The sequence below is a fragment of the Amycolatopsis sp. NPDC059021 genome, assembly GCF_042739895.1.
Lineage (GTDB): Bacteria > Actinomycetota > Actinomycetes > Mycobacteriales > Pseudonocardiaceae > Amycolatopsis.
This window is the reverse complement of record NZ_JBHYIQ010000046.1, coordinates 15,442-29,556: the sequence shown is the minus strand read 5'-3', so window position 1 is coordinate 29,556 and position 14,115 is coordinate 15,442. Positions and strand designations below refer to the sequence as shown.

9 protein-coding genes are annotated in these 14,115 nt (G+C 70.3%); 5 read left to right on the top strand and 4 right to left on the bottom strand.

From position 1 onward, the window contains the following. Positions 1-125: 125 nt before the first annotated feature. Positions 126-3,326, bottom strand: a complete 3,201-nt coding sequence (locus ACFWX1_RS25690; protein ID WP_378391389.1) for a BTAD domain-containing putative transcriptional regulator — start codon at positions 3,324-3,326, stop codon at positions 126-128. A gap of 354 nt (positions 3,327-3,680) precedes the next feature. On the opposite strand from ACFWX1_RS25690, the gene ACFWX1_RS25685 reads away from it, so the two are divergent. Beyond that, positions 3,681-4,544, top strand: a complete 864-nt coding sequence (locus tag ACFWX1_RS25685) for an alpha/beta fold hydrolase (RefSeq protein ID WP_378391387.1) — start codon at positions 3,681-3,683, stop codon at positions 4,542-4,544. Between the two features lie 68 nt (positions 4,545-4,612). Here the strand turns inward: ACFWX1_RS25685 and ACFWX1_RS25680 are convergent, their stop codons facing one another. Genes ACFWX1_RS25680 through ACFWX1_RS25670 form a run of 3 tightly spaced genes read right to left on the bottom strand, consistent with a single transcriptional unit; the run spans position 4,613 to position 9,778 of the window. Then, positions 4,613-7,687, bottom strand: a complete 3,075-nt coding sequence (locus ACFWX1_RS25680; protein WP_378391385.1) for an alpha-mannosidase — start codon at positions 7,685-7,687, stop codon at positions 4,613-4,615. A gap of 25 nt (positions 7,688-7,712) precedes the next feature. Then, positions 7,713-9,023, bottom strand: coding sequence for a 6-phospho-beta-glucosidase (locus ACFWX1_RS25675; protein ID WP_378391383.1), 1,311 nt, complete (start codon positions 9,021-9,023; stop codon positions 7,713-7,715). Beyond that, positions 9,014-9,778 carry a DeoR/GlpR family DNA-binding transcription regulator gene (locus ACFWX1_RS25670; protein WP_378391381.1) on the bottom strand — a complete coding sequence of 255 codons (765 nt, stop codon included), beginning with the start codon at positions 9,776-9,778 and terminating at the stop codon, positions 9,014-9,016. The genes ACFWX1_RS25675 and ACFWX1_RS25670 overlap by 10 nt, the downstream gene beginning before the upstream one ends. 116 nt (positions 9,779-9,894) lie before the next feature. Here ACFWX1_RS25670 and ACFWX1_RS25665 point away from each other — a divergent pair, with 116 nt between their 5' ends. From ACFWX1_RS25665 to ACFWX1_RS25650, 4 genes are read left to right on the top strand one after another with little or no spacing between them, the layout of a single operon-like run. Continuing rightward, positions 9,895-10,923 carry a carbohydrate kinase family protein gene (locus tag ACFWX1_RS25665; RefSeq protein WP_378391379.1) on the top strand — a complete coding sequence of 343 codons (1,029 nt, stop codon included), beginning with the start codon at positions 9,895-9,897 and terminating at the stop codon, positions 10,921-10,923. Positions 10,924-10,925: 2 nt separating this feature from the next. Further along, positions 10,926-12,194 carry an extracellular solute-binding protein gene (locus ACFWX1_RS25660; RefSeq protein WP_378391377.1) on the top strand — a complete coding sequence of 423 codons (1,269 nt, stop codon included), beginning with the start codon at positions 10,926-10,928 and terminating at the stop codon, positions 12,192-12,194. Continuing rightward, positions 12,191-13,138 carry a carbohydrate ABC transporter permease gene (locus ACFWX1_RS25655; RefSeq protein ID WP_378391375.1) on the top strand — a complete coding sequence of 316 codons (948 nt, stop codon included), beginning with the start codon at positions 12,191-12,193 and terminating at the stop codon, positions 13,136-13,138. Before ACFWX1_RS25660 ends, ACFWX1_RS25655 begins: the two co-directional genes overlap by 4 nt. Next, complete coding sequence (locus ACFWX1_RS25650; RefSeq protein ID WP_378391373.1) at positions 13,138-13,959, top strand: carbohydrate ABC transporter permease; 822 nt, start codon at positions 13,138-13,140, stop codon at positions 13,957-13,959. The genes ACFWX1_RS25655 and ACFWX1_RS25650 overlap by 1 nt, the downstream gene beginning before the upstream one ends. The last annotated feature ends 156 nt before the right edge of the window (positions 13,960-14,115 follow it).

The window sequence follows — 14,115 nt, the reverse complement described above, 5'->3', positions numbered from 1 at the left end:
AATGTGGCGTTCGCTGCTCCACTTCTTGCCCCCACCGCCACCCTCAAGGAGACGCTTCGCGTCCAACCTCGTTTCAACGCACCCAATGCCACATGGGGGACCTCGACCATCCACAATGGACGTAGTCACGGAGCGGCGGGAAGGGCGTTGGCGTGGTCGGTCCAGGGTGCGCCGATGCCGTGGAACAGCGCGACGGCGTTCCGGCGCTGGACCCGGGATTGGCTGTGGTGCCCGTCCCGGCCGTGCAGCCGGGCAAGGACGAGCCGGGCCCGCGCCTCACCGAGGCGATGCCCGATCTCGGCGAACCGGGCGTGTACCCGGGTGACTTCTTCGATCGCCTGGGCACGGTCCGCGTCGACGATCGCCAGCACGAGGAGCGCCTGTCCCTCCAGCAGGCGGTAGCCGTGCTGCCGGGCGAGCGCGAGCGCCGCCCGCCCGTCGCCGGGATCGTTGTCCGCCGCGGAAAGCCCGATGAGTGCTTTGGTCTCCGCGAAGCGGTGGGTGACGGCGCGACCGAGTTCCCTGGCTTCCCGGTAATGGGACGCCGCCTCGGCGCGGTGCCCGAGAAGGTGATGCGCGACGCCGACCGCGATGAGGGCTTCGGCCTCCGCGGGGCGGTCGCGCGCGGCGCGCGCGAGGACCCTCGCGGCGTGGGCCTGGTCGAATGCTTCGTCGTAGTGACCGGCGTCGGCGCGCACGGCGGCCAGCGCGGCCCGGGTCTCGGCTTCCACACCGCGGTCACCGGTCTCCCGGTGCAGGTCCAGCGCGACCGTGAGACACGAGGTCGCCTGGTCGAGATTGCCCAGATCGTGGTGGACACGGCCGAGGTGCGTCAGGACGTGCGCCTGCCCGTGCGCGGACCGCAGCCGCCGGTGCAGCTCCAGCGCGTCGGTCAACCGGCCGAACGCCTCCTGGAGGTCGCCCCGGTACAGGTGCACGATCCCTAGGTTGCCGAGGTTCTGCGCCTGCTTGATGACCCGCCCGGTCCGCCGGTTGAGCGCGAGCGAAGCCTGGTGGTGGTCGACGGCTTCGGCCAGGCGACCCGCCTTGGTCGCGAGGTTGCCGAGATACCCGTGCGCCGCGGCTTCTCCGTCGATCCACGGGATGCCGGTCGACACCGCCAGCGCCTCGGTCGAATACCGCGCGGCGCGTTCCAGATGACCTTGGCGGAAGTGGACGTCGGCCAGGCTCAGCCGCGCCGTGACCAGACCCCGCGGATCGTCGACGGCCTCGGCGATGCTCAGTGCGGCCTCCGCCGCAGTCAGCCATTCCACGGTATGCATCCGAAGCCAGAAGTAACCGCGCAGCGCATCGGCGAGGGTACCGGCCGCCACGACGGGACGATGCCGGGCCGCGTGGGTCACCACCGCGAGGAAGTTGGAACGTTCGGCGTCGAGCCAGGCGAGTGCGTCGCCGTGATCGCTGAACGCCGGCCGGTCGAGCCGGTCGGCCGGCGCCAGGGTGAGCCGCCGCATATCGGGGTAGAGCGCGTTCGCCGCCTGATCGGTGGTGGCCAGATACCAGGCGAGAAGCCGGTCCGTCGCGGCGTCCGTGTCGTCCTCGCGGCCGGCTCGCTCACGGGCGTACAGGCGCAGCAGGTCATGACTGCGATACCGGCCGGGCTGGTGTTCCTCGAGCAGGCGCGTCGTGGTGAGTTCGGCGAGGAACCGGTCCGCGTCGGCCTCGCTGACGGCGGCGAGCGCGGCGGCCGCGCCCACGGTGAAGTCGACGACGGGAGCCGCGCCGAAAAGCCGGAAAAGCCGCTGCGCGCCGTCGCCGAGACGCCGGTACGACAGATCGAAGGCCGTGCGTACGGCCGGTTGTTTCTCGTCCGGGACGCTCAACGCCGCGAGCCGGTCGTCACCACGCAGTTGTTCCGTGTAGCGGGCGATCGAGAGACCGGGCCGGGTGTGCAGATGCGCGGCGGCGATCCGCAGTGCCAGCGGCAACCCCGCGCACAGGGCGGCCAGTTCACCGACCGGCCCGGTGTGCGCGGGGCCGAGCACGCGGCGCAGCAACGCCTCGGACTCGGACGCGGGGAGCAGGTCCAACGGCAGGCTTCGCGCGCCTTCGCGGGCGACCAGCCCGGACAATGGTGTACGGCTGGTGATCAGCACGACGCACGTGTTCGAGCCCGGGAGCAACGGGCGGGCCTGCTCCGCGTCCCGTGCGTTGTCCAGCACGACGAGCATGCGCCGGCCGGCCAGGATGCTGCGGTAGAGGGCGGCCGCCTCGTCGACACTCGTGGGGATCTCGTCCGCGGGCACGCCGAGCGCCCGCAGAAACCGCGTCAGCACCGTGATCGGCCGTGCCGGGGCCCCGGTGGAGTAGCCACGGAGATCCGCGAAGAGCTGTCCGTCGTCGAACCGCTCGCGTGCCCGATGTGCCCAGTGCAGCGCCAAGGCGGTTTTGCCGACACCGGCCGTGCCCGTGATCACCGAGACGAGCAGCGCGGTCGGCGCTTCACCGGTGCCGGCCAGCAGCCGGTCGAGTTCGGCCAACGCGGCCTCGCGCCCGGTGAAACCCGCGACGTCGGCGGGCAACTGGACCGGGCGGACGAGCGGGACCCGTACCGGCTCGGGCGCGAGCCCCGGATCGTCGGACAGCACGGCGTGTTCCAGTTCGCGCAGGGCGGGCCCCGGCTCCAGTCCCAGCTCGGCGACCAGCCGCGCGCGGCCGCGCCGGTAGGCCTGCAGGGCCTCCGCCCGGCGACCGCACCGGTACAGCGCCAGGATGAGGTGCTGCAGCAGCCGCTCCCGCAACGGATGCCGGACAACCCAGTCCTGCACCTCGTCCACGATCTCGAAATGCCTGCCCAGCCGCAGATCCGCGTCGAGCCGCGCCTCCAGCGCGGTCAGCCGGAGCTGATCGAGCCGCGCGGCTTCGACCATCGCGGTTTCGGCCGACACCTCGGAAAACGCCGGTCCCCGCCACAGCGCCAGAGCCGCGGCCAGCGTCGTCGCCGCGGCTTCGGCACGTCCCTCGGCCAGTTCCCGTTGCCCGGTTTCGACGAGACTCTGGAACACCCGTGCGTCCAGTTCGCCGTCGGCGACCGTGAGCCGGTAGCCGCGGCTGGTCGTGGTCAGCAGCGCGTACCCGTCCTCGCCGAGCAGCCGCCGCAAGCGGTTCACGTAGACCTGGACCGTGTTCAACGCGGTCCTCGGCGGGCTAGCGCCCCACAGTTCGTCGACGAGCCGGTCCGTGGCGACCACCCGGCCCGCCTCTACGAGCAGAAGCGCCAGCACGGAACGCGGCTGGGCCGCCCGCACGGCCACCCAGTCCTCGCCGTCCCAGATCCGCACCGGGCCGAGCACCCGAAACCGCATCAGCCTCCCCGGCCAGCCGCCGTCTCCCCCGGCAGCCTAGCGCCGAGCCGGTGTCCTCGACACCTCCGCGCCATGGACACGTCGAGGACACCGGCCCCGCCCGGTGGGCGCCTGTGCGCCGGCACGACCCTGGCGTGGACGACGAGGTCGTCACCGGACCAGCCGAGGCTGGACCGGTCCCCTGAGTTGATGCTGAATTCGTCCTGAACCGCCGAGCACACAACGGAATCTGTCAGTGTTCTCCCGAGCAGGACCGTGTTCCGTCAGAAGGTTTCCGGCCAAGTGTGCCGGACATTCCGGAGTTCCCCGGTGTAGCCTCCGGGAAGTTCCGCACTGGGGAAAGGCCACGGCACCATGACGACGCACATTCTGGAGACCGGCGAGGCCGATCTCGCCTACGACGTGCACGGACCGCTGCCCACCGAGGGCGGGCGGCCGCCGCTGGTCATGATCGGCCAGCCTATGGAAGCCAGTGGCTTCAGCACGCTGGCGTCGTACTTTCCCGACCGCACCGTCGTCACCTACGACCCACGGGGTCTCGGGCGCAGCGTCCGCAAGGACGGCAGAGTGGAGAACGAGCCCGAAATCCAGGCGGGTGACGTGCACCGCGTGATCGAAGCCCTCGGCGCGGGCCCGGTCGAGCTGTTCGGGAGCAGTGGCGGCGCGGTGACCGCGCTCGCGCTCGTGACGGCGTACCCGGACGACGTGCGCACCCTGGTGGCGCACGAGCCCCCGCTCATCCCGGTGCTGCCCGACGCCGCGGCCGCCGAGCGTGCCCGCGCCGCCATCCGGGCGGCGTACGAGGCCAACGGGTTCAATGCCGGCATGGCCGCGTTCATCGCCATGACCTCGTGGCAGGGCGAGTTCACCGACGAGTACTTCGCCCAGCCCCCGGCGGATCCCGCCCAGTTCGGGATGCCTGCGGAGGACGACGGCCGCCGCGACGACCCGCTGCTCTCGGACCGGTCATGGGCCGTCTCCAGTTATCGCCTCGACGTCGAGGCGCTCAAGGCGGCGCCGACGCGCGTCGTGATCGCCGTCGGCGAGGAATCCACCGGCGTCTTCACCGGCCGCACAGCCGTGGCCGCCGCCGAGGTGCTCGGCCGGCAAGCGACGGTGTTTCCCAGCCACCACGGCGGTTTTCTCGGCGGCGAGTTCGGGTATGCCGGGCAGCCGGAGGCGTTCGCGCGCAAACTGCGTGAGGTGCTCGACGCCTGACGTGACTGGACGGCGATTTCGCGTGATGGGACGCGGAACTCGCGTGATTGAACGGAGATCTCGCGTGATCAGGAGCGGCGCAGGCGCAGGGTGACGATTTGGAAGGGGCGCAGGGTCAGGCGGACGACGTTGTCGTCGTGTGTGACCGGCGGTGTCCTTAGTGGACGTTCCAGGAGGTCGGCGGGTTCGGCGGTCGCGAGCGGGAAGCCGGTGCGCAGGGTCACCGTCGAGCGGCCGCCAAGGGATTCGTACAGGCGGACGATGATGTCGCCGGAGAGATCGTCGGCCAGTTTGACCGCCTCGACGACCACCGCGGTTTCCTCGACGGCGACGAGCGGCGGGGCTGGTGGCGCGGTACCGGAGGCGACCCGCAGCGGCAGGTTCAGGGCATAGCCGGCGGCTACGGCGTCCGCCACGGAAGCGTTGGGGAGCAAGGAATACGTGAACCGGTGCGCACCCTGATCGGCGTGCGGATCGGGGCTGTGCGGCGCCCGTACGAGGCTCAGCCGCAGCGTCGTGGTCGTGCCGCCGTCGGCGCGGGTGGCGCGGCCGGCGTCGTGGCCGTAGGTCGAGTCGGTGAGCACGGCGACGCCGTAGCCGGGTTCGGCGACGTGGATCCAGCGGTGGGCGTAGACCTCGAAGCGGGCCGCGTCCCAGCCGGTGTTGGTGTGGGTGGGCCGTTCGACATGACCGAACTGGATCTCCGACGCCGTCCGCGCCGCGTGCACGTCCAGCGGGAACGCGGCCTTCAGGATCTTCTCCGATTCGTGCCAGTCGAGTTCGGTCACGACGTCGATCTGCGGGCTCCCGGCGCACACACGGATCCGTTGCACGATGCGGGAGGCACCAAAAGCCCGTTCAACGCGGATTTCCCCGGCCAGCGGGCCGTTTTCGGTCACCGTGATCGCCTCTACGGAGGTCAGGTCCCGGCACCGGTTCCGGTAGTGCCGGTCGAGATCCCAGGCGTCCCACTGGTTCGGCAGATCATCGTGCAGTTGCAGCAGATTGCCCGCGCTGCCCGGCGCGAAGACGTCCCGCCCGGTGACCAGATCCCGCACCGACAGCAACCCGTTCTCGTCGAGTTCGACGCGCACGAGCCCGTTGTCCAGCGACCGTCCACTCACGACAACCGGGTCCGGCGACGACGTCTCACCGATCACCGCCGAGCCCAGCGCGGGCACCTCGGCGAACACCGCGACCTCGCCGGTACTCAGCGGCTGACCACCCGGGGTTCCCGCCGGAGCCATCGCGACCTCGGCACGCGGCTTCGGCCCGGCGTTGAACACCGTCGACGGCCCCGCCAAGACCGCGACAGCTCGCTCGATGATTTCGGTCAGCTCCGCGTGCACCCGCGCGTAGGTCTCCTCCGCCTCTCTGTGCACCCACGCGATCGAACTCCCCGGGAGGATGTCGTGGAACTGGTGCAGCAGGACGGTTTTCCACAACCGGTCAAGCCGCTCGCAGGGATATGACGCTCCGAAGTGGACAGTGGCGGTGGCCGCCCACAGCTCGGCCTCCCGCAGCAGGTGTTCGCTGCGCCGGTTGCCCGCCTTGGTCCGCGCCTGCGTGGTGTACGTCGCGCGGTGCAGCTCCAGATACAGCTCGCCGGACCACACCGGCGCGTCCGGATACTCCGCCTCGGCCGCGCGGAAGAACTCGGCGGGCGGCTCGATGACGACCTTCGCCGACCCCTCCAGATCGCGCAGGCGCCTTGCGCGTTCGAGCATCTCGCGGGTCGGCCCGCCACCCCCGTCGCCGTGTCCGAAGGGGACAAGGGAGCGCGTGCCCCGGCCCTTCTCGGCGTAGTTACGCACCGCGTGGGCCACCTCCGCCCCGGAAAACTCGGCGTTGTAGGTGTCCACCGGCGGGAAATGGGTGAAGATCCGGCTGCCGTCGATGCCCTCCCACCAGAACGTGTGATGCGGCAGTTTGTTCGTCTGGTTCCAGGACAGTTTCTGCGTCAAGAACCAGCGTGCTCCGGCCAGCTTCGCCAGCTGCGGGAACGCGGCGGTGTAGCCGAACGAGTCGGGCAGCCACACCTCCGCGCAGTCCACATCGAACTCTTCGAGGAAGAACCGCTTGCCGTGGATCAGCTGGCGCGCCATCGCCTCCCCGCCGGGCAGATTCCCGTCGGCCTCGACCCACATGCCGCCGACCGGCCGCCACTGCCCCGCCTTGACCGCCGCGACGATCCGGGAATACACCTCGGGATACCGTTCCTTCACCCAGGCGTACTGCTGCGCCTGCGAGCAGGCGAAAACAAGTTCCGGATATTCACGCGCCAGCGCTGTCACGTTCGAAAAGGTGCGTGAAGTCTTACGGACGGTCTCGCGGATCGGCCACAGCCAAGCACTGTCGATGTGTGCGTGCCCGACCGAGGACAACGTGTGCGCGCTGGCGTGCGCCGGGCGCGCCAGGACGTCGGCGAGTTCGGCCCGCGCGGTCTTTGCCGTCCCCGAGACGTCGTGGAGGTCGAGCGCGTCGAGCGCGCGTTCCACCGCCCGCAGGATTTCGTGCCGGCGTGGCTCCGCGGGCGAAAGTTCCGCCATCAGCTCGCCCAGCACCTGGAGGTCGAGGCCGAGGTGCCACACCGGTTCGTCGAGCATGGCGACGTCCGCGCGGATCAGCCGGTACAACGGCTCATCGCCCGCGGTTTCCTTGTCCCCCAACGGAGTCGGCACGAACCCGCCGCCGAGGATGTCCGGGTTCGCCGCCGCCTCCACCAGCAGCCGGACGCGTTCCCCGCCCGCTGCGGGGTTCGCCACCGGGACGTACTGATTGCGCGGCTCGATGCCCTTGAGCGGGCTCCCGGCAGCGTCGTAGACCAGCGCTTCGGCCTGGTTTCCCGGCCAGCCACCGGCGAATCCCAGATCCAGCACGACCTCGACCCGCTTGCCCGCCCAAGCACCCGGAACGACGCCGTCGAGCCGGAACCAGGTCGTGGACCATGGTGCGCCCCAGCGTGTTCCGATCTCGAAGGGCGCGTACTCGGCGGCGAGCGCCTCGCCGACCGGCACCGGCTCGCCCGGCACATGCCAGGCTTCGACCGTCAACGGCACCGAAGCCGAGTAGACCGCGGGCAGAACGCGCTGCGTCAGCGCCCGGTCGAGACGGTCTGCGACGATACGGCTGTCGTCGTGCACGGGTGCCTCCACGGGCTCGAAGGGATCAGCGCAGGTAGGACAACTCCGGATGTACGTTGATATAGCCGTCCAGCAGACGCCGCGCCACGGTGACCGAATCGACCAACGGGTGTAGGGCGAAAGCCCGGAGCGCGGCGGCCCGGGAACCGCTCGCCGCCGCTTCGATCGCCGCCTGTTCGACGGCCTTGAGTTCGCTCGCCAGGCCGAGCGCGTGCCCGGTCAGCGGCGCCACGCCGATCGGCCGCGCGCCGTTGGTGTCCACCACGCACGGCACCTCCACCACCGCATCGGCGGGCAGCCCGGGGAGCGTGTTTTCGTTGCGTACATTGAGAATCAGGGTCGTCCGCTCATCGCGGGCGATCGCCCGCATCAACGCCAGCGCGACCTTCTCGTAGCCGCCGCCGTCGAGATCGCAGGAGTCGCGCTCCCCTTCCCGGGTCTCGGCCATGTACGTGGCCTCCCGTTCCAGCCGGGCGCGTTCCCACATGGGCAACGCCGGGTCGGCGTAGAAGTCGCGTTGCTGATCCAGCAGGAAGGACCCTCGCGAAGCCGAGCCGTCCCCCGCGCCCGCGAGCGCTTCGCGCGCGAAGTAGTAATAATGCAGGTACTCGTTCGGAATCGCGCCCAACGCGCGCAACCACTCCGCGCCGAACAGCTTTCCCTCCTCGAAAGACTCGACGGCGTCGCGATTCGCCAGCAGCCGCGGCAGCACGTCCTCGCCCTGACACCACGCCGCGCGCAGCCAGCCGAGGTGGTTGATGCCCGCGTAGTCGAACCACACGGCCGCCGGGTCGAGACCGAGCGCGCGGGCGACGCGGCGGCACAGCCCGACCGGCGAGTCACAGATGCCGATCACCTTCGGCCCGAGATGCGCCGCCATCGCCTCGGTGACCATGCCCGCCGGGTTGGTGAAGTTGATGACCCACGCCCGCGGCGCGAGCTCAGCTACCCGGCGCGCGATCTCGACCGCCACCGGCACCGTACGCAGTCCATACGCGACACCGCCCGCCCCCACCGTTTCCTGGCCCAGCACGCCTTCGGCGAGCGCCACCCGCTCGTCGAGCTGCCGCCCGCGCATACCGCCGACCCGGATCGCGGAGAACACGAAGTCCACTTCGGACAGTGCGGTGGCGAGGTCGGTGGTCGCGATGACGCGGGGCGCGCCGGACACCCCTTCGGCCTGTTGCGCGAGTACTTTCCCGATGGCGGCGAGGCGATCGGCGTCGACGTCGTGCAGGACCAGTTCGGTGACCCCGCCCTCGCCGCGATCGGCGAGCAGCGCGGCGTGCACCAGCGGGACGCGGAAACCGCCCCCGCCGAGAATGGTCAGCCGCACCGCATCACCTCCACCCCGGCCTCGGCGAGCGCGGCGCAGGTGCCCGCGTCGGCGGCCGCATTGGTGACGACGACGTCCAGCGCCTCCGGCCCGCACACCTTGGCGAGCCCTGTACCGGGGAACTTCGCGGCGTCGGCCAGCAGGACGACCCGGTCGGACGCGGCGATCATGGCGCGTTTGACCGGAACCTCGACGACGGTCGTGTCCATGACGTGCACCCCGCCCTCGTCGTGCCGGACACCGCTGGCGCCGAGGAACAACGTCCCGGCGTGGACCTGGCGCAGCGCGTCCTCGGTGAGGAACCCGACCATCGACCGGTAGCTGCGGCGCACCATGCCGCCGAGCAGCACGAGCTGGATACCGGGGTCGTCCTTGAGTTCCTCGTAGACCATGAGGCTGCTGGTGATCACCGTCAGCACGCGGTCGTGCAGCCGGCGGGCGAGCCGGTGCGCGGTGGTGCCGATGTCGAGCAGCACGGTGTCGCCGTCGGTGACCAGTTCGACGGCGCGGCGGGCAACCTCGTCCTTGTCCAGCGCGTGGACCTCGGCGACCTCGGCGAACGGCTCGTCGTTGTCCACCGCCGCCATCGCGCCGCCGTAGACCCGGGTCAGCCTGCCCTCGCGATCGAGCTGCACGAGATCGCGGCGCACCGTCGCCTGGCTGACGCCGAGCCGCTCCGCCAGCATCCGCACCGGCGCCGGGCCCTCCGAGCGCAGCGTGGTGAGGATCAGTTCGTGGCGACGCTGGGGCAGCATGGGCCTCACGGTAGCAGTCAAACTCGCGCAAAGGCACGCACGAAGATGAGCGACCATTGCCAAATCCGCGCAAGTGGCGCACGCTCATGCGCAAGTCCGAGCGGTGGGGAGGTCCCTTGTCCGACAGCACAGCCACTCCGCGAGACCTCGACGTCTTCCTGTCCGGCCTCCTGTTCTTCGATCTGGTCTTCACCGGGTTCGACCGGCCGCCCGCCCCTGGCACCGAGGTGTGGACCGCCGGGATGGGCTCGGGCCCCGGCGGGATAGCCAACTTCGCGGTCGGGCTGAGCAGACTCGGCCTGCGCACCTCGCTGGCGGCCGCGTTCGGCACCGACGTCTACGGCACGTACTGCTGGGACGTGCTGACTCAGGAAGGCATCGACCTCTCCCGCTCGCGCCGGTTCCCCGCGTGGCACTCCCCCGTCACGGTGTCGCTGGCCTACGCGCAGGACCGGGCGATGATCACGCACGGGCACGAGCCGCCGGTCCCGGTCGGCCGGCTCGCCGGGTGCCCGCCGCCGAGCCGGGCGACGGTCGCCCATCTCGGCACCGGTACCGCGGAGTGGGTCCGGCGGGCACACGCGGCGGGCAGCCTCGTCTTCGCCGGGGTCGGCTGGGATCCGTCGCAGGAATGGGATCCGCTGCTGCTGGAGCAGCTGGCGTGCTGTCACGCCTTCCTGCCCAACTGCGTCGAAGCGATGCGGTACACCCGCACCAGCACCCCGGAGGCGGCGCTGGACGCGCTCGCCCGGCTCGTCCCGATCGCGGTCATCACCTGTGGCGCCGACGGCGTGCTCGCCACCGATCGCACCACGGGCGAAAGCGCGCGGGTCCCGGCCTTGCGGGTCGAGAACGCCATGGACGCCACCGGTGCCGGCGACGTCTTCGGCGCCGGTTTCGTCGCCGCGACCCTCGCGGGCTGGCCGCTGGACCGGCGGCTGCGCTTCGCGAATCTCGTCGCCGGCCTTTCCCTGCACCACTTCGGCGGCGCGCTCGCCGCGCCCGGCTGGGCGGAGATCGCCCGGTGGCGGCAGGAAAACCCGCGCGAGGACTACGCCTTCCTCGACGACGTGCTGCCGTCGGCCGAACCCGGCAGGGTGCGCCGCGGCCCGGTGACGATCGGGTTCGACGTCGAGGCGGTCTGAGGATGCCGCTGTCCAGAAGACGGCTCCTGAAGGCGGGGCTGGGCGGCGCGCTGCTGGCGGGAACCGCGTCGTGCGCGGCGCCCGGCGGCTCGACCGGCCGGGACATGACGCTGTGGTACTGGGGCGGCGGGCTGAGCACCACGGTGCTCGGGGAGGCCGCGCGGCGTTTCACCCGGGTCGAGCTCAAGCCGGTCAAGATCGGCGGCTACGTCAAGGCGAAGCTGCTCACCACGATGGCGGGCAAGGCACACGTGCCCGACATCCCCGCGCTCAAGGGCCAGGACATCGCGACGTTCTGCCGTCACGCCGAGCAGTTCGTCGACCTCCGGACGCTCGGCGCCGAGCGGTTCGCCCCGCGGTACCTGCCGTGGAAGTGGCGGCAGGGATTCGCCGACGACGGCCGCATGGTCGGCTTCCCCATCGACACCGGCCCGACCGCGCTGTTCTACCGGGCCGATCTGTTCGGCGCGGCGGGGCTGCCGGTCGAACCCGCCGACGTGGCCCGCGAACTGTCCACTTGGGACAAATACTTCGAGGCGGGCGTGCGCCTGCGGAGAACCTCGCCGGAGAAACGGCTGCTGCTCGGGATCGTCGACGTGTTCCGGTTCGCCCTGTACCAAGGGCCCGATCAGCTCGCCGATCGCGCGGGGAAGTTCCTCGGCGACCGGCCACACGTGCGCCGCGCGTGGGATCTCGCCGTCCGGGCGCACGAAATGGGGGTCAGCGCGGGGATCCCGGAGGGCACCGACGACGCGGCGGGCGCGCTGGCGAACGGACTGGTGCCCAGCCGCGTCGCCGCGTCGTGGGGCGGGGCCGACATCCGGTCGCAGGCGCCGGACACGAGCGGCCGATGGCGGGTCGCGGCGCCGCCGGACGGGCCGGGCAATTTCGGCGGCTCGTTCCTCGCCGTCACGAAGTACTGCCGGGAGCCGGAACTGGCCTTCGAGATCATCACCTGGCTGCTCGATCCGGTCAATCAGGTGCAGGGCTATCGCGACGAGGTGCTGTTCCCGTCCACCCCGGAGTCGTTCGCCGATCCCCGGCTGCGCCTGCCGGAGGAGTTCTTCGGCGGACAGGTCGCCGTCGACGTGTTCAGCGCGTCCGCGCGGGCGGTGCCGCCGATCTATCTCAGCCCGTACGAGGACGCACTGACGCAGCCGTACTTCGACGAACTGTCCGCTGTGGACAGTCAGGGCAAGGATCCGCGCGCCGCCTGGCGGGACGCGCTGGACCGGGCACACCGCACCGCCGGGCACTGGGGGTTGTCATGACCACGCAGCTCGGGATGCCCGCCGCGGCCGACGTCACCGCACCGGGACGACGTTCGCGGCGCGGCTTCCGGAAGTTCCTGCCGCAGTACCTGGCGATCTCGCCGTTCTATCTGCTCTTCGCCGTGTTCGGGCTGTTCCCGGTGTTGTTCACGCTGTACCTGGCGTTCCACCGCTGGGACGGGATCGGCGCGATGGACTTCGTCGGGCTGCGGCAGTTCGGCTATCTGCTCGGTGACCGCACGTTCTGGCTCTCGGTACTGAACACGCTCGAGATCTGGGTGCTCTCCACGGTCCCGATGCTGTCGATCGCGCTCGTGCTGGCCGTGGCACTCAACTCGTCGATCCGGTTCGGCGGGTCCTACCGGATCGCGTACTTCGTGCCGAACGTGACGTCGATCGTGGCCATCGCGATCATCTTCGGCTCGGTGTTCGGGAGCAACTTCGGGCTGGTGAACGCCGTGCTGCGCGGGCTCGGCCTGTCCACAGTGGAATGGCTGACCACGGGCTGGGGCATCAAGGTCGCGATCGCCGCGATGATCGCGTGGCAGTGGACCGGGTACAACGCGATCATCTTCCTCGCCGGGCTGCAGCGGATTCCCGCCGACGTGTACGAAGCGGCCAAAGTGGACGGTGCGGGAATCGTCGCCACGTTCTTCCGGATCACCCTGCCGCTGCTGCGCCCGATCATCCTGTTCTCGCTGATCATGACCACGGTCGGCGGGCTCCAGACGTTCACCGAACCGCAGGTGCTGCTGGCCAGTACCGGAAATCTCGACTCCGGCGGGCCGGGCCAGGCTGGGCTGACCATCGTCCTGTACTTCTACCAGCAGGCCTTCGACAACAACGACTACGGCTACGGCGCCGCGATCGCCTGGGGGCTGTTCGTGCTCGTGGTGCTGTTCTCGATCATCAACTGGCGGCTGGTGCGGCGGAGGGAGCACTGATGTCCCGCGTCCGCACCCTCGCCGCGCACGGCGTGCTGATCCTCGGTGTGCTCGTCTCGGTCTTCCCGTTCTACTGGATGATCGTGCTCGCCACGAACACCACCGGCGACACCTTCCGCTTCCCGCCCAAGCTGACGCTGGGGCCGCGGCTGTTCGAGAACCTCGGGCGGGTGTTCGAGAACATCGACTTCGTCGGCTCGATGCTGAACACGGTGATCGTCGCCTCGGTGACCACGGTCCTGGTGCTGTTCTTCGACTCGCTGGCCGCGTTCGCCTTCGCCAAGTTCGACTTCCCCGGCAGGCGCGTGCTGTTCGTCGTGCTGCTCGGCACGTTCATGATTCCCGCGCAGCTCAACGCGATTCCGCAGTTCGTGGTGGTCTCGCACCTCGGCTGGGCAGGCTCGCTGAACGCGCTCATCGTGCCCGCCGCGGCGAACGCGTTCGGGATCTTCTGGATGCGCCAGTACATCGAGGGCGCGGTGCCGGAGGAACTGCTCGACGCCGGGCGGCTCGACGGCTGCGGGTTCTTCCGGCTGTACTGGCACGTCGCGCTGCCGGTGCTGCGTCCCGCGCTGGCTTTCCTCGGGATCTTCACGTTCATCACCGCGTGGAACGACTACCTGTGGCCGCTGGTGGTGCTCGTCGATCCCGGCCATCTCACCCTGCAGGTCGCGTTGTCGCAGCTGAACAGCGTGCACAGCACGGACTACAGCATGGTGATGGCGGGCACGCTCGTCGCGGTGCTGCCGCTGATCGTGGTGTTCGTGCTCGGCGCCCGCAACTTCGTCGCCGACCTCGTCAAGGGCGCCGTCCGTGGCTGAAGGGGACTTTCGTCTCGGCGGACGCGAGGAAAGTCCCCCTCAGCTCATGTGATGCGAGGAAAGTCCCCTTCAGCTCACGACGCGGGAAGGGCTGCTATGGTCGGAAGGGAGATCGTTCTGAGGAGAACTCGACGTGGCAGGTGAAGACGACATCTC